Below are 17686 nucleotides of genomic sequence, written 5' to 3'. Positions count from 1 at the left end.
ATCCTAGGTAAACGCACTAAAAAAAGCGTGATAAGTAAAAGTAGTGCAAATAATATCCGTCATAAAAAATAACGACCGTAATCAAAACATAAAGACACGCAACTTAAGCCCCATTCAATAGTTAAGCCAACTATTACAGAATCCCCATCTATTCTTCAAAAACGAAAAAGGCCACCCTAAGGTGACCTTTTTAAAAGCTCTTTATTTAACTTAAATGGCTCTAGCCATTAAGTGTAAGTACACTTGTCTTACTAATACGATGACGATAAATTTCACGAAGATATTTAATCGCATTTTTCACATTATTTATATCTAAGCGAATGTCGTTAATAGACACAAAGCTTTGAGGGCTTTCTATCAATTCACGATATTTTTTCTCATACATTGGTTTAATTGCATACCAGTTTGTGTCCAAAATCTTAGCTGGGTTTTCATACGTCGTGAAGTATTCATCAATCAAAGATTCATCCAACTCTTCACTTTGAATCATGCTAATAATGGCTTGATCAATTTCATTTGTGTATCGATAAGCATCACGAGCAAAACAGCGCTTCATGTATGCAACCATAAGCGTTAAGAAATCATCACTTAAACAAGGGCTCTTAGCAATCAGAGTCGTTAATGACAAATTAGCCGATGCACCAATAACAAGAGCGTAACGCTTCAATGTTGTATTAGGGCATAGACGATTCAAGTGCATTTTTAAACGATTCAATGCCGTGAAAGACAACTTATAGTCTCGTGGCAAAGAAATAATAGAAACGATTGACGAACAGTTTTTAAAGAAATGCAGATGATTCAATGTGCTCGCATCATAACCACTCTTTCTATAAACCTTAATGGCTTCACGATATTTTTCTGATTCCACAGGTAAAACACTTACCCCTTCAATAGCCGAGGTATCTGCGTTGAAATGTGGTAATTCGATTGAACGACAGAACAAGTCATCAATATCAACATTGTCTTGACGTACACCTGCCCCCACAACACTTTCCGCATAAGCAACAGCAACTGGACCGGCTAAACTCATAAATAGGTCGTTGGCGTCTAGACGAATGGTTTCAGAGATATCAATCCCTGCACGACGGAAGTAATCTTCATCGTAATCTGTTGTTACCGCTTGAGCAGTTAGAATGTTAAAAATTTGCTGAGAAATATACTGGTTTGCATATTTCTCCATAGTATTCACGTCTATATTATCTGCATTACCACCGTTTTCTTCTTCTGCATAACGCATGATGTCATTAGAAATCAACATCATAGAGTTCCACGGACGAATACGCTCCATCACATCAGCTGGAACTTCGTCATTATCTCTTTCTTCGTTATAAGAGAAGTTCCACTCTTCAGAAATATATTTCGTTAACAAACGGCCTGCATTGATATGCAAAGCTTCTGAGATTTCAACATTCTTCCCAGAGATATTAGGTAAAATACAAATACCAGATGTAAAAATAGGTTCGAATACAAAGCTATGACGTTTATCAGCCAATTGGCTTTGACTCTGACCAGAACGATAATCAAACGTTTTACTTAAGTATGAAAACTGTTGTGCCAAACCGAACTCTGACGCCATACCAGACCCAGTACCACCACCAGCACTGAAGATATAAAAGTAAAGACGTGACTGGTTTGCTTTAATACCACACGAATCCACAAGATAAGAATGCATCTGTTTCCATTCTTCGTTAACAAATGTGGTCGCATCTTTATTAAGAATGATTTTGGCTAGATACTGACCCAATATAGGAGCATTACCCGCACCACCAGCATGAACTTCAGACAAATCCATTATCTGCAGTTTTTTGTATTCATCTAGAAACTGCGATCTTCCTTCTTGGCTAGAGAAACGAATTCGTCCTTCAATGTCTTTATCCAAATCACCAAGTAAAACAATCGGCTCGATTAAAAAAACAGGCTTAAAACCATCTTTTCCTTCTATCGGTAGATGTTTTCGAATCCAACGTAGGGGGCGAAATTCTCCTTCACCATCTAGCATCTCTTGGCTTTCGACTTCTCGCATATAGCTCGCTCTCGCTTCATATACGAGCGACGCAACATCTAATGCGATATTAGAACCACAACGACCTAGGCCAATAAGACAAACAGAAGGAAAAACCTGATCATTAACAACGGTTCCATCTGCTGCTGGTGGGTGAATTCTGTTACGAACTATATCTAAATTTTCTAAGATCTGTTCTAGATTCGTCTCAGTAAAATAAAGATGTTCTATTGGGAGGTTTTCTTGGCTCATGCGGTATCCTTTTTGAAGCAAATTACTTACAACAGATAATCATTCACGTTATTAACGAGATAATACGACATCAAAACAGATCTTCGACCTGTTAAATTTACAATTTTTTTGCTGTTTTGCGTATAGACAATATGCAAACAATATCATTCTTGATATAGCAATGACACTAATATGGTTAATCTGAATATAAAATAAATACAGATTTATAACCACCCACCATTAAATTTGTCGTAATAAAAATGTTTTTTTACAATGCTAAAAGTCAATTAACCAAAAAGTGCAATAACAACAGATATTTGTCATATAAAAAGATAGACAAAATACCTGGATGAAAAATGCATAACTTATTTTTTGTACTAAGCTATAGAAAGTCTCAGATAACTATCCAAGGTGGCTCCTTTGTCCGTTACTTCCATATCAAACAACAACGCATCCATGCTTTCTCTTTATTTACAGCCCGAGAAAGCAGAGGTTCGTCAAAGTATTAAGTACAACCAAGACGACTCAGTCCTGCTATCCAATCAAGCAAAGCAAATGCTATCGACCCAAGATCAAGCCGCAGAATCAAAAAAGGAAGATGAGGGGAAAGAGTCGGTACAAATATCGTCAAGTATAGGGAGAACCTCACGAATCACAGGATTGCATCGAGAAGATGTTGCTGCTTTGTACCGATCTATTGATAAGCTAACTTAATAGATAATCCATTAAATTTTCTTAGCTAAAAGTAAGAGTGTAGCCATTCGAAACAAGAGCTTCAGCCTCTCGTTGCAAATTAGCTAATGTTAAAGGTCTGCTATCTAACCATTCAGGTAGAAACTCAGCATGCAAATTTTTATTATTCGCTTTCAATGTAAAAATAGGCATATCGCCTTCTTTTCTATCGTCGTGCAATAAAATCGATAATCTTAATAAAATCGATAAGCGGTCTAGGTCTTGTTGATCACTTTTTGTGAAACGGTAATCAAGAGATTGTGTGAACTTGCGGCGATGACGCAAAATTAAATTCGCCAATGCTTGTTGCTCTTGTTGAGAGAAACCAGGCATATCAGATTCGCTTATAATATAAGCACCATGCTTATGATATCGACTATGTGAAATCCCAACGCCAACCTCATGAAGCAATCCAGCCCAACGAAGTAAATCTTCACTAGATATGCTGCTCAAGTTCCAATCATCTTTAACTTGGGCTAGAGCGGATAAAGCAGTGTGTGTTACCAGCTTAGCTTGCTCTGTATCAATATGATATTGATTCAACATATAGTTAACGGTGCGTTCTCGAATATCAGTTTCTGCATAACGTCCCATAATGTCATACAGCACCCCTTCTCTCAGTGCACCATTAGAGAAATCCATTTGCTTGATATCAAAACACTCAAAGACAGCGGTTAGTATTGCCATCCCTGCAGCAAATGTACCTTTACGCTCTGGCTTGAGACCAGGTAAATCTATGTTATCTGAGTGGCCAGCTAAAAATAATGCTTTTTGAATTTGTTTGAGTGATTTCGGAGTAATCCCTTTTTTGCTCCAATTATTTTCCTTAACAATATTAAAAGCGGCTTTAGCTGTTCCTGAGGAGCCAATCGCTACATCCCATGTTTCATCTAAATAATCATCTTGAATACTTAACAGTTCTAGACGTGCTGCAGTGACGGCCTTTTGAAAGTTAGATTTATTAATAGTACCGTCTGCGAAAAAACGTTGACGGAAGCTAACACAACCCATATGAAGGCTTTCCGTTAATATGGGCTCTAGCTGCTGACCAATAATGAATTCTGTACTACCGCCACCTATATCTACCACCAAGCGTTTTGAGTCACCATGATCCATGGTTCTTGAGACTCCTACATAAATCAGACGCGCCTCTTCCCTTCCTGCGATGATTTCAACAGGGTGGCTCATGATATCCATCGCTTTTCCAATAAAATCATATCGATTTTTAGCAACGCGTAGGGCATTCGTACCAACAACACGAACCGAGCCTGGTGGCATGTCTTCAATCACTTGCGCAAATTGCGATAAGCAATCCAAGCCCCTTTGCTGTGATGCATCATCCAGATAGCCATCCACCAAGCCTGCAGCCAACTGAACTTTTTCACCAAACTCCCCCGTAATACGCAATTGTCCATGCGTTACCTGAGCGACGACCATATGGAAGCTATTTGATCCTAAATCTATGGCGGCAATTTTTTCAAAGGGAAAGTCGTGAGATTGTTGCAAAAAGAGTGATTGCATTCAGAAAGCCTTTTTATTACAGAAGTCTTAATAGAAGGACAAAGTATATCAGCTACTGACAATATCTTTTGCAAGAAAGTATTAAAAAATAGCGATATATCTGATGATAGCGCAAATTCAGATAATAAGTGCACCACTCATGGTTGAGTAGGTGACGAGAGATCAACTGCCCATAGGTGGTATTCTAACGTCGCCAAACAATTAGAGTATTACCATGAGCTATAAGCAGTTGATCGAAGGACAACGATATCAGATTCAAGCCTATCTGAGCCAACATTTAAGTTACAGAGAGATTGGCAGGCGACTTAACATCAGTCATTCCAGTATCAGTCGAGAGTTAAAGCGGCATACTATCAATGGCACTTATGAGCCTAATGTCGCACAGCGCCGTGCTCAACATCGACGACACTGTGCTGCGAAAAGCCAGATATCACAGAAAACCATCGATTATGTTGAGTTTGGTCTAGCGCTAAAATGGAGCCCTGAACAGATATCAGGTGTAAGCCATTTAATAGGCTTACCTGTCAGTCATGAATGGATTTATGGCTATGTGCAAAGAGACAAGCGTCAAGGTGGAAAACTGTACAAGCATTTACGACACAACGGTAGGCGATATCGAAAAGGAAAGCATACCAAACGGGTCATTATTCCTAATAGAGTTGGTATCGAAGAACGCCCTGATATAGTGGATAGCAAGCAGCGTTTTGGTGACTGGGAAGTCGATACCGTTTTAGGCAAGCAAGGTACTGGAGCGATTGTTAGCTTGGTTGAGCGGAAGAGTAAGATGTACTTAATCCGTAAAGTGCCCAAGAAAAGTACTGAAGATGTGTGTCGAGCGGTTGGTGCTATGCTGTGGCGCTATCGTCGTCACGTGCATACGATTACCGCAGATAACGGAACAGAGTTTTGTGCCCATGAAAGCATTGCTCAAAAACTGAAGGCCGATGTGTATTTTGCTAACCCTTACGCTTCCTGGGAGCGCGGCTTAAATGAAAATTTTAACGGTCTGCTGAGGCAATATATCCCTAAGGGAACCGATCTTAGGACAGTGACAGATGAAGAAGTTGCGAAGGTACAAAGGTCACTAAATCTGAGGCCAAGGAAGTGCCTTGGCTATAGACAACCTGCGGTCGTGTTCGATGAACTACGAAGTGCAGCGTAATTTAGGGAGTGGTGCACTTCGGAGTTGAATTCGCGTAGTTTTATGAATTTTAGTGTTTCTTTGAGAAAAGCAAGCGTTACGTCACATGAAATTGAAAAAAAACCTCTCTCTCCCCCTATTATTCCTGAGTTTGATCAAAAAATTACCAGATTTTGTTTTTTTCCGAGGTTTGACTATAGACCTCGCCTGTAAGTCGAACTATAGTATGGAAGGTTTCAACAAAGATAAGACAAGCAATATATCTTGTTCGGACTCCAATCAAATTGTTTCGCGCTGTATTGGCTGTGCCCTATCCGGGCTTTTAAACAAGAACAAAAGACTTACTTATTATTGTTCCCTGTTTTTTTAGTGCCGAGTAGCTGATACATTGTTAAATACTTCCAGACACAAATTATTGTTACTTAACTCTAATTCCGTCAATTTTCCTCTAATGAGCTAACACAAAAAAAAACCCATTTATGAACCTTACCGACTTAAAACAGAAATCAGTACACGAACTTTTAGAAATCGCAGCAGAAATGGGCCTAGACAATATGGCTCGTTCTCGCAAGCAAGATGTTATTTTCTCAATCCTCAAGCGTCATGCTAAAGGTGGAGAAGACATTTATGGCGACGGTATTCTAGAAATTCTTCAAGATGGCTTTGGCTTCCTACGTTCTCCTGACTGCTCTTACTTAGCAGGCCCAGATGACATTTACGTATCTCCAAGCCAAATCAGACGTTTCAACCTTCGTACTGGCGATACAATCGCTGGGAAGATTCGTCCTCCTAAAGATGGTGAACGTTACTTTGCATTATTAAAAGTTAATGAAATTAACTTTGATAAGCCAGAAAGTGTTCGCAACAAGATTCTTTTTGAAAACTTAACACCTTTATTCCCAGATGAACGTCTATTAATGGAAGCCGGTAACGGTTCTACAGAAGACATTACATCTCGTATTATCGACCTTGTTGCTCCGATGGGTAAAGGTCAGCGTGCCTTGGTTGTTTCTCCGCCTAAAGCGGGTAAAACCTTCATGCTACAAAATATTGCAAACGCCATTACGCGTAACAGCCCAGATTGTCATTTGATCGTTCTACTAATCGATGAACGTCCGGAAGAAGTGACAGAAATGTCTCGTACTGTTCGTGGTGAAGTAGTTGCCTCTACATTTGATGAACCACCAGCACGCCACGTTCAAGTAGCAGAAATGGTAATCGAAAAAGCGAAACGTCTAGTTGAGCATAAACGTGATGTTGTTATTCTACTGGACTCTATCACTCGTCTAGCCCGCGCTTACAACACTGTTATTCCATCTTCAGGTAAAGTATTAACTGGTGGTGTTGATGCTAATGCCCTAGAACGTCCAAAACGCTTCTTTGGTGCTGCTCGTAATATCGAAGAAGGTGGTAGCCTAACTATCATAGCAACAGCACTTGTTGATACAGGCTCAAAAATGGATGAAGTTATCTTTGAGGAATTCAAAGGTACTGGTAACTCAGAACTTCATCTTGATCGTAAAATTGCGGAAAAACGTACTTTCCCTGCGATAAACATTCGTCGCTCAGGCACACGTCGTGAAGATTTGTTGACCTCCGAAGATGAATTACAACGCATGTGGATTCTTCGTAAGCTTTTGAACCCTATGGAAGATGTTGCTGCAACAGAATTCTTGATTGACCGTTTAAAAGTAACTCAAACAAACGATGAGTTCTTTGAGTCTATGAAAGGTAAGAATAAATAATTCTGCTTTGCACATTATAAAAAAGCCACTTTAATAAAGTGGCTTTTTTTTACTTATATAATCAAATTAGTGCATTATTATTGTTTGCCAGTTTTTACTGAAAATGACGGCGACAATATCGGAGTAACTATATGAAAGATATTACCGCTAAAGTAAACACCGTTGAATTAATTAATAAAGACGTATATCAAATAACACTGCAAGTGGATGGCTTTTCTTTTAAAGCTGGTCAATATTTAATGGTGACCTTACCAACGGGTGAACAAGTTCCCTATTCTATTGGTAGTGCCCCACATGAACTGCCTTATTTAACCTTATACATTCTAGTTTCAGACCCTGAATCACTCGCTAGTAAAGTAGTTGAGCATATGAAGTCAAATGACAGTGTCATAATCAAAGCGCCAGGTGGTGACTGTCATATACAAAACGGTGTCTTAGATACTGACCCAGAGCACATTTTATTAATCGCTGGCGGTACTGGTTTTGCTCAGGTAAAAAGCTTATTTGAAGATTTAGTAGCACGGGATTTTCAAGGTAAAGTATCTTTTTACTGGGGTGTAAGAACCTTTGAAGACACCTTCGCACATGCTTGGTTAGAGAACGCAAAAACAGATGCTAAGTTTGCATTAAATATCATCGTTAATGATGAAAATAAAAAGTGGCATGGCAGAACCGGTTGGTTGTATGAAGCTGTTTTGGCTGATCACTCAGACCTAAGCAAAAGTGTTGCTTTTATTAGCGGTTCAGTTGGCATGGTTTACGGAACATTTGATCAATTAGAGCTAAAGGGTTTAACAAAAGACCGCTGCTTCTCAGATGTTTTTGCCTACGCTCCACATCCGACGAAGCCACAACTATAGGAATCATATTTCATTTATTAAAAAAGGGGATAATCTAAAAGATTATCTCCTTTTTTAATTGCGCCTCATCTAACTTACTTGGCATTCTCACAGACTGTTTTCCATAATGTCAGAATGTATTCTTGATCACCCTCAGTTAAATTTTCAGCTTCTATCGTTTCATGCAAAATCACATCGAAATTAGCATCAAACTCTTCACTGCCTTCACCTTCAATACTACTATGCAAACCCAATAGCCCTAAAAGATAAGCACAATAAAAAAGCTGATCACCCTCTTCTGCTTGATGTTCTAGCTCTCGTAATTTATCGCACAATTGGTCTGCACGCTCAGCAAAAGTCATTGTCATATTAAATCTCTGTGTTGATGTATTTATGCCATACAAGTTAATCAATATAAAAAAGCTGGGAAATACCCAGCTTTTTAAAACACCATTACTTTATATCAATATTATGGTTTTAAATTAAGTATCTCTAAAGTGTGCTCTCGAATAGACAACAATAAGTCTGTATTTTCTACCAAGGACTCACCATAAGAAGGCACCATTTCTTTCATCTTCGTTTGCCATTCAATCGAAGTCAAACGATCTTCAAAGCAGCGTTCTAAAATGCCAATCATTGTATTCACTGTTGTTGAGGCTCCCGGAGAAGCACCAAGCAAAGCCGCCAAGGAGCCGTCTTCAGTCGTTATAGCCTCTGTTCCGAATTCCAACTTACCACCAGTTTTATCATCCTTCTTAATAATCTGAACACGCTGCCCTGCATAGGCAAGTTCCCAGTCTTTATCTTGAGCATCAGGAAAAAACTGACGTAACGAATCACAACGGTCTTTATGGGACTGCATTACTTCACTAATCAAATAACGAGTCAGGTCCATATTATTCTTACCTACGCTCAGCATAGGTTTAATATTATTAAAACGAACACTTTTTGGTAGATCAAAGAGCGAACCAGTTTTAAGAAACTTCGTCGTAAAGCCAGCAAATGGGCCAAACAAAATGGCTTTTTTTCCATCAATAATTCGCGTATCTAAATGAGGAACAGACATAGGTGGCGCCCCTATAGGCGCAGCACCATAGACTTTAGCAAAATGTTGATCAACCAGCTCTGGTTTTTCACATACCAACCATTGACCACTAACAGGGAATCCACCAAAACCACGACTTTCTTTTACTTCTGCTTTTTGCAAAAGAGGCAAAGCACCACCGCCAGCGCCCAAGAAAACAAACTTAGCGTCTATTTTGCTGCGAGAGCCATTCTGCTCAACAATGACATTCCATCGGCCATCGGCCTTTTTCTTTAAGTCTTTTACTTCAGTATTTAAACTAAGTGTAAAGTTCTCTAATCCTTCTAAATGCTTACTCATATTACGAGCAATCGCACCGAAATTCACATCTGTACCATGCTCAATACGTGTTGCCGCAAGAGGTTCACTATCATCACGATTATTCATAATAAGAGGCATCCATTCTCTCATTTTTTCACGGTCTTCTGTGTATTGCATTTCTTTAAAGGCAGGATGAGCACTCATGGCCGCATGGCGCGCTCTTAGCATTTCAACATTGTGCTCACCCCAGACAAAACTCTGATGTGGAACACGATGAATAAACTCTTGTGGCGCTGGCATCAAACCTTGCTTCACAAGATAAGACCAAAACTGAAGACTGATCTCAAAAGCAGCGTTAATACTCACTGCTTTATCTATATTGACAGAGCCATCTTCATTTGGAGAAGTATAGTTAAGTTCGCAATATGCAGCATGGCCCGTTCCTGCATTGTTCCAACCATCTGTGCTTTCTTTTGCGATACCATCCAAACGTTCAACCATAGTAATGGTTAACGTTGGATCAAGTTGTTTTAGTAACACTCCTAGGGTTGTGCTCATAGCACCCCCCGACTAATAAAACGTCTACTGAATTTGAGGTCATAGGATTTCGCCGTGTCATAGCCAATTGTGGATTTGAGACGTATTCAGAAAATAGGCTTTTGGCCAGCAGTAAATGTTTCGAAGGGTACTGCGTTGCTTTCTTATACTCTCTCTTCAGAACGTTTTTACTTGCATTTCGATGTTGCAAGCTAAAAAACTAACAACCTTTCAAGGGTTCTGAACAGGTTTGGCTAGATTATACGGATTTTAAAAATAATGTCTTGAGACCTTAGTATAAGAATGCAGATATATTCACATTCTCTAAAACAAGATAACACCATTTTCATTGACTTTAGCAGCAATAAGACGGATGTTAACAACATTAACAAAAAACATGCTTCGATTTTGCTGTTATATTTAAATTATAATATTGAATATAAATATACTAAATCTTCTCTTAGGTAACGGAGAGTACAAAATGAAAGCACAAGATATTATGGTTAAAAATGTTATTTGTGTGGATATGGATGACCGTCTTCCTGATATAAAGAAAATCATGGAAAGTCATGAGTTTCATCATCTTCCAGTTACTGACAGCGGAAGACTTGTAGGTATTATCTCGGATCGAGACCTTTTGCGGTTAATCAGCCCTTTTATTGACAAAGTATCAGAACAACCAAGAGATTTAGACACCCTAAACCGAGCTGCCCATCAGGTCATGACTCGCCAGCCGATTGCCGTAAAAGCAGAGACTCAGGTAGAAGAGGTTCTCGCGTGGTTTAAACGAGTAGATATATCTTGCTTACCTGTTATCGATGATAAAGAACAGGTTATTGGCATGATATCGTGGCGCGACCTTATCAGCCACGCCACGTTTTAGTCTTAAAAATAAAACTTAATGAACTTTGGCTTGATCACCAAGTACATCCTCTAAATCCGTTTCTGTAAATTCATATTTCTCGGCACAAAATTGGCAGTCAACTTTAACACTACCTTGCTCTATCAATATTTCGCGCACTTCTTCTTGACCAAGAGACATCACCGCATCCATGGTTCGTTGACGAGAACAAGAGCAACCAAATTGCATTGGTTTGATATCGTACAAACGAATTTCTTCTTCATGATATAAACGATGTAATAACTCTTCCGTTTCCAGCCCTAGTAACTCTTCTTCTTTTACCGTTGAAGCTAGATGTGTGAAACGCTCCCAAGCGTCTTCATCTCCTTCTTTAGATTGTTCATGCGGTAAACGCTGTAAAAACAAACCACCACACTGAGCACCGTTAGCAGCCAACCAAACTCGGCTAGGTAATTGCTCAGATTGGGAAAAGTATTGCTCAAGACATTCAGCCAATGTATCGCCTATGATTTCTACAATACCTTGATAGCGCTGTCCATTACGAGGTTGAATCGTAATAGCTAAATAACCGCCAGCCAATACATCTTTCAATGAAATAATATCTGGAACTTCTTGGCTTTCATCCCACTGTACAATACCGCGAAGATTTTGGAGTTCATCGCACTCCGTCATCAGCGTTGACAAAAAAGCATTGCCTTTTGCTTGGATAGATAACACACCATCTATTTTGATGATATCTCTTAATAATGCGATCGCAGCGACAAATTCACCAAGTAATTTCTCTAGCGCCAATGGGTATTGTTTGCGCTTAATAATTTCTTGATAAGCACTGTTTAAAAGCACTCGTTCGCCACGAACATTCGTGCCATCGAATGAAAATCGTTGGATTTCGTTGATTGATACATTATTCACTAAGTACACCTTGCCCAGTCCAAACGTCCTGAGTTAAAAATTCATATTAATATTTCCGCCATTTTACCCCTGTGTTAAGGAATCATCCACTTTAAACCATGGATATACTGGGAATATGCTTACTTGCTATTTCGTTTACGCTAACAGCACTCTAAAATGTTCCTCATTATATTTAAACGTCTATTTTTACTTCTCATAATAGAGATAAGAGATTTCTAGTTTTTATGATCCAATTTATTGAAGTTAGTTTACAGCGCGGCACTCAATTTTTACTTGAAGATGCCGACCTCACTATTTTCGAAGGTCAGAAAGTCGGTCTTATTGGTGCAAACGGGGCCGGAAAATCTTCTTTATTTGCGATGATAAAAGGCGATCTGCATGCAGATACAGGTGAAGTCATCCTCCCAAGTAATCGTCGTATTGCTTTTATGGCTCAGGAAGTGGAAGAAACGCAACGCAGTGCCCTAGATTATTGTCTAGATGGTGACGATAGACTGCGACTGATCGAAAGTAATATCGCAAAAGCACAAGAAAGCGGAGATGATCACGCTCACGCAACCTGGCTAGGCGAATTTGAAACCGCCCACGGCTATACAGCTCAGTCCAGAGCTGAAACGCTTCTTCAAGGTTTAGGCTTTAAAATGTCTGACATGCAAAAGCCTGTTTCAGATTTTTCTGGTGGTTGGCGGATTCGTCTAAATCTAGCCAAGGCGCTAATGTGCCCTTCTGATGTACTCTTACTTGATGAGCCAACCAACCACTTGGACTTAGATGCCGTTATGTGGCTAGAAAACTGGCTAAGACAGTACCCAGGCACTCTACTCTTAATTTCCCATGACCGTGATTTTCTTGATGGAATCTGTAGTCATATTGTTCATTTTTATCAGAAGCGTCTTACCTTATATAAAGGTAACTACTCAGACTACGAACGCCAGCGTGCAGAGCATCTTGCTCAACAACAGGCTAACCATGAAAAACAATTAGAAAAGCGTGCCCACCTACAAGAATATGTTGCTCGTTTCCGCTACAAAGCAGATAAAGCAAAACAAGCTCAAAGCCGTTTACGCATGTTGGAAAAAATGGAAATCATCGGGCCTGCACATATCGATTCGCAGTTTCAATTCTCTATTCCTGTCGCAGAGAAAACCTCACAGCAATTGATTGATTTATCACAGGCAGATTTAGGCTATACCTCAGATAACAATCAAATATCAATACAACTTAGTAAAGCCAATTTTACTTTGCGAGATGGACAACGTATTGGTCTACTTGGTCCTAATGGCGCAGGTAAATCGACCCTGATCAAATCGATTGTTGGCGAAATCAAAGTATTATCTGGAGACAGAGTCACAGGAGAAAACCTTAAAATAGGCTATTTTTCTCAACATCAGCTGAGTGCTCTGGACCTAGAAGCCTCCCCTCTGCTCCATATTCAACGCTTATCACCCAAAGTATTAGAAAGCGACATTCGTCGTTACTTGGGCGGCTTTGGGTTTGTTGGTGATGATGCTTTACGCGCGGTAAAAGGTTTTTCCGGTGGCGAGAAAGCTCGATTGGCTTTATCTCTTATTTCATGGACCAAACCAAATCTATTGGTGCTCGATGAGCCAACCAACCATTTAGATCTAGATATGCGTCAGGCTCTAACAGAAGCATTACAGGAATTTCCTGGGGCTATTTTGTTAGTGTCCCATGACCGTCATCTTTTAAACAGTACCGTCGATGAATTCTATCTTGTAGCAGATAACCAAATTCAAGCATTTGATGGCGATTTACCAGCTTATCATGCCTGGTTACAAGCACGACAAGCCAACGCCGCACAAATTGAAAAAGGCGAACAAAGTGTCGGTAAAATAGAAAAAACAGATCGAAAAGAAGAACGACGTAAAGCCGCAGAGATGCGTGAAAAACTTCGCCCCTTACGCAAGAAAATCGAGAAATTTGAAAAAACAGTTCTAATTGCACAAGAACACCTTGATAAGATCTCAGAAGCCATGTCCGATGCCACTCTTTATGAAGCAGAACAAAGGAATAAGCTACAAAATTTGTTAAATGAAGAAGCCAAATGGAAAAAAGCTCTGGCAGAAAGCGAAGAAGCTTGGTTTGAAGCTCAAGAAGAGTTAGAAGATGCTGAGTCACAATTGACCGAGCTGTAAATGCCTAGAAAGAATAAGAAAACCTAGAAATCCGTAAACATTGCCTTAACACAAAGCTTTTAGGCAAGCACTGACTTAATATTGTCACAATACTAAAGTAGATTTACAAACAGCGAAAAGGAGAAATATTGGATGACATTTCCATATACTCGTATGCGCCGCATGCGTAAAAATGATTTTTCTCGTCGACTCATGCGTGAACATCACTTAACAGCAGATGATTTAATTTATCCGATGTTTGTTATTGAAGGAGCGAAAGTACGCGAAGCTGTACCATCGATGCCAAACATTGATCGAGTTTCTATCGATTTACTTCTCGAAGAAGCTAAAGAATTAGTCGAATTGGGCATTCCTACAATTGCCTTATTTCCGGTTATTAAAAGTGACAAAAAGTCCTTGCTCGCAGAAGAATCTTATAACCCAGATGGATTAGTACAACGTGCGGTTCGTGCTTTAAAAGAAGCGTTCCCAGAACTTGGCGTTTTAACAGATATTGCTTTAGATCCTTATACCACTCATGGGCAAGACGGCATTATCGACGATACAGGTTATGTGCTTAATGACATCACTGTCGATACACTCGTTAAGCAAGCATTGTCACATGCTAAAGCTGGGGCTGACGTTGTGGCTCCTTCCGATATGATGGATGGTCGCATAGGTGAAATTCGCGATGAGCTAGAAGCTGAAGGATTCATCAATACCTTAATCATGGCATATGCGGCAAAATACGCCTCGGCTTATTATGGCCCATTCCGTGATGCAATTGGCTCAAGCGGTAACCTTGGTAAAGGCAATAAATTCACTTATCAAATTGACCCTGCGAACTCTAACGAAGCTATTCGTGAAGTGATGCTCGATTTGGAAGAAGGCGCAGATATGGTCATGGTGAAACCTGGTATGCCTTATCTGGATATTGTCCGCAGAGTGAAAACGGAATTAGAAGTACCAACTTTTGCTTATCAAGTAAGTGGCGAATACGCTATGCACATGGCCGCTTTCGAAAAAGGTTGGCTTGATAAAGATACGGTAATGATGGAATCACTTTTAGCATTTAAACGTGCTGGTGCAGATGGCATCCTAACCTACTTCGCAAAAGATGCAGCTCGTTTGCTTAAAAAACGCAATTAGCGAAAATAAGCACACAGAATCGGTGACCAATAGGCTGCATTGGTGTAATTTGTTAAGAAATACCTAAAAAAATCAAAGGGTAAAAAAATAACACTACACCAAAATCATGATATAGCGATATTTGGAGATAATAGAAGCACATGTCTGAGCAGTCAGTGAACGAGATCGAAAAAAAGAGTCTACGCCAAGCCAACCAGTTGAAATAGATGCTGAGTTGATCTTAGAGCCAATACCTGAACAGCCACAAGATCCTACCAAAATTGCGATCGAAGAACGCTTGCCGGAAGAAATTGACCTCGCCGACCCAGAACTCTATTTCAATAGAGAACTAAGCCATCTGCAATTTAATGCTCGTGTGCTTGAGCAAGCTATGGATGAAAACCATCCAATCTTAAATCGATTAATGTTTTTATGTATTTTTAGTTCAAACATGGATGAGTTTTTCGAAATACGAGTCGCAGGCTTAAAAAGTCAACTTGAGTACAGTCGGGAGAAGAATGGTCCTGATGGCATGCATCCGAAAAAAGTAATTGCTCTGATTAGTGAACAGGCTCACAAACTTGTTCGCCGCCAATACCGTATTCTTAATGACATTATTTTACCCAAGCTTGCGGAAGAGAATGTAAAGTTCATTCGCAGAACAGTCTGGAATGAAAAACAAGCCACTTGGGTCAAACGTTATTTCAGAGATAATGTACTGCCAATTATCAGCCCTATTGGTCTTGACCCTGCTCACCCATTTCCAAGACTGGCTAACAAAACATTCAACTTTGTTGTTGAACTAGAAGGTCGTGATGCTTTTGGTCGAGAGAACGGCCTTGCAATTGTTCCTGCACCAAGTTCATTACCTCGTTTGGTTAAATTACCTGACGATGTATGCGAAGGTGGCGATAATCTCGTCTTTCTATCTTCTATTATTCACGCTCACGCAGATCAACTCTTTCCAGGTATGACTGTAAAAGGTTGTTTTCAATTCCGTCTAACACGAAATGCCGATTTAGAAGTAGACTCTGATGATATTGGTGTGGATTTAGCCGGTGCACTGCGCACTGAATTACAAAGTAGACATTATGGTAGTTCAGTACGATTAGAAATAGCGGAAAATTGTCCTTCACATATCGTTGATTCATTGCTTAAACAATTTGATCTGGAACAACAGGACTTATACCGCATTAACGGTCCAGTAAATCTGAGTCGTTTAATGGCAGTGCTTGAACTTGTTGATCGCCCAGACCTTATGTATGCTCCTTTTTCTCCTGGTTTACCAAGAAAACTTGCCAGTTCAGGCGGAATATTTGAGGCAATACGTCAACGTGATTATTTGCTTATGCATCCGTTTGAAAGCTTCTCTCCAGTTATCGATTTGCTTAGTGAAGCGGCGAAAGATCCAAATGTTGTAGCGATCCGACAAACACTTTACCGAACAGGTGCACGCTCACCTATTGCCAATGCTCTTGTTGAAGCGGCACGTAATGGCAAAGAAGTTACTGTTGTTATTGAACTTCGTGCACGGTTCGATGAAGCCGAAAACTTAGCTCTAGCAAGCCGCTTACAAGACGCTGGAGCGATTGTTGTTTATGGTGTCGTAAGACATAAAACCCATGCCAAAATGATCCTCATTGTTCGTAGAGAAGGTGCAAACCTTAACCGCTATGTTCATTTGGGTACTGGCAACTATCACGCAGGTAATGCGCGACTTTACACCGACTACAGCTTCATGACCTGTAATAAAGATATTGGCGACGACGTTCATCGCGTGTTCCAACAATTAACAGGAATGAGTAAAGAGCTTAAAGTGAAAAAATTACTTCATGCTCCATTTACTCTCCGTGACCGTTTGTTAGAAATGATTGACCGTGAAGCAACCAATGCTAAAAACGGTGACCCTTCTCGCATTATTATTAAAGTAAATTCTTTAACAGAACAGAGACTGGTACAAGCTTTATATAAAGCTTCTCAAGCAGGAGTAAAAATAGACCTTATCATTCGAGGAATTTGTACATTACGCCCAGGTATAAAAGGCATATCCTCAAACATTCGGGTACGTAGTATTATCGGTCGATTCCTAGAACATACTCGAGTATATTACTTCTATAACAATCGCAATCCTGAAGTATATTTATCTAGTGCTGATGGCATGGACAGAAACTTAAATAACCGTATTGAAGTCGCCTTTCCTCTTCAAGATTACAAACAAACTCGTCGAGTCAAAAAAGAACTAGAATATTATTTAACCGATAATACTCAAAGTTGGATATTACAAAGCGATGGCTCCTACCAATTATCGAAACCGAGAAAGGGTGAATACAGAAGTGCTCAACGCGTATTGCTCAATGAACTAACAGACAATACTCGTTAACCCAAATGCTTTTAAGATGAAGTGACCCCAAAATATTGGCTGTCCAATTATTGAGAGCCACTTCAAGAGCCCTCTTTTCGAGGGCTTTTTTATACATATCCCACGTTATATTCTCTAATACCAAACCATAACGCTATAAAAATGCAAGTTGTTGTATATTTTGACTTTATTTACAA

At 39.7% G+C, this 17686-nt stretch carries 12 protein-coding genes and 1 pseudogene; 8 read left to right on the top strand and 5 right to left on the bottom strand.

Annotated features, from left to right (window positions below; translation table 11 throughout):
- Positions 1-220 precede the first annotated feature (220 nt).
- Complete coding sequence (locus tag AC0L3Y_RS07950; RefSeq protein WP_473470324.1) at positions 221-2254, bottom strand: hypothetical protein; 2034 nt, start codon at positions 2252-2254, stop codon at positions 221-223.
- A 399-nt stretch (positions 2255-2653) separates the two neighbouring features.
- Between AC0L3Y_RS07950 and AC0L3Y_RS07945 the strand changes: the two genes are divergently transcribed.
- Positions 2654-2947, top strand: a complete 294-nt coding sequence (locus tag AC0L3Y_RS07945; RefSeq protein WP_473470322.1) for a hypothetical protein — start codon at positions 2654-2656, stop codon at positions 2945-2947.
- A gap of 21 nt (positions 2948-2968) precedes the next feature.
- Here AC0L3Y_RS07945 and AC0L3Y_RS07940 read toward each other — a convergent pair whose 3' ends face one another.
- Positions 2969-4486, bottom strand: a complete 1518-nt coding sequence (locus tag AC0L3Y_RS07940) for a Ppx/GppA phosphatase family protein (protein ID WP_473470320.1) — start codon at positions 4484-4486, stop codon at positions 2969-2971.
- Positions 4487-4700: 214 nt separating this feature from the next.
- Here AC0L3Y_RS07940 and AC0L3Y_RS07935 point away from each other — a divergent pair, with 214 nt between their 5' ends.
- From AC0L3Y_RS07935 to AC0L3Y_RS07925, 3 genes are all read left to right on the top strand, one after another.
- Positions 4701-5648 (top strand): IS30 family transposase, encoded by a 948-nt coding sequence (locus tag AC0L3Y_RS07935; protein ID WP_473462002.1) that lies wholly within the window; start codon positions 4701-4703, stop codon positions 5646-5648.
- 458 nt (positions 5649-6106) lie between these two features.
- A complete protein-coding gene (gene rho, locus AC0L3Y_RS07930) occupies positions 6107-7372 on the top strand; it encodes a transcription termination factor Rho (RefSeq protein WP_473470318.1) in 1266 nt (421 codons plus the stop codon).
- 131 nt (positions 7373-7503) lie between these two features.
- Positions 7504-8232, top strand: a complete 729-nt coding sequence (locus tag AC0L3Y_RS07925) for an NAD(P)H-flavin reductase (RefSeq protein ID WP_473470316.1) — start codon at positions 7504-7506, stop codon at positions 8230-8232.
- Positions 8233-8306: 74 nt separating this feature from the next.
- Here the strand turns inward: AC0L3Y_RS07925 and AC0L3Y_RS07920 are convergent, their stop codons facing one another.
- Positions 8307-8579: a YfcL family protein gene (locus AC0L3Y_RS07920; RefSeq protein WP_473470314.1), complete on the bottom strand. Its 273-nt coding sequence runs from the start codon at positions 8577-8579 to the stop codon at positions 8307-8309.
- Positions 8580-8680: 101 nt separating this feature from the next.
- Positions 8681-10157: pseudogene (mqo, locus tag AC0L3Y_RS07915) on the bottom strand (malate dehydrogenase (quinone)).
- Positions 10158-10574: 417 nt separating this feature from the next.
- On the opposite strand from mqo, the gene AC0L3Y_RS07910 reads away from it, so the two are divergent.
- Positions 10575-10976 carry a CBS domain-containing protein gene (locus tag AC0L3Y_RS07910; protein WP_473470312.1) on the top strand — a complete coding sequence of 134 codons (402 nt, stop codon included), beginning with the start codon at positions 10575-10577 and terminating at the stop codon, positions 10974-10976.
- A 15-nt stretch (positions 10977-10991) separates the two neighbouring features.
- Here AC0L3Y_RS07910 and hslO read toward each other — a convergent pair whose 3' ends face one another.
- Positions 10992-11867, bottom strand: coding sequence for an Hsp33 family molecular chaperone HslO (gene hslO, locus AC0L3Y_RS07905; RefSeq protein WP_473470310.1), 876 nt, complete (start codon positions 11865-11867; stop codon positions 10992-10994).
- Positions 11868-12091: 224 nt separating this feature from the next.
- Here hslO and AC0L3Y_RS07900 point away from each other — a divergent pair, with 224 nt between their 5' ends.
- From AC0L3Y_RS07900 to ppk1, 3 genes are all read left to right on the top strand, one after another.
- Entirely contained in the window at positions 12092-14023 is a 1932-nt protein-coding gene (locus tag AC0L3Y_RS07900; protein WP_473470308.1) for an ATP-binding cassette domain-containing protein, read from the top strand.
- 132 nt (positions 14024-14155) lie between these two features.
- Entirely contained in the window at positions 14156-15151 is a 996-nt protein-coding gene (hemB, locus tag AC0L3Y_RS07895; RefSeq protein WP_473470306.1) for a porphobilinogen synthase, read from the top strand.
- Positions 15152-15365: 214 nt separating this feature from the next.
- The gene (ppk1, locus tag AC0L3Y_RS07890) at positions 15366-17510 is read left to right on the top strand and encodes a polyphosphate kinase 1 (RefSeq protein WP_473470304.1); all 2145 of its coding nucleotides are present in this window, start codon (positions 15366-15368) and stop codon (positions 17508-17510) included.
- Positions 17511-17686: the final 176 nt, after the last annotated feature.

Source organism: Marinomonas sp. GJ51-14, assembly GCF_055808695.1.
Note: the sequence above shows the minus strand (reverse complement) of the source record. Positions and strands in the feature narration are given on the sequence as shown.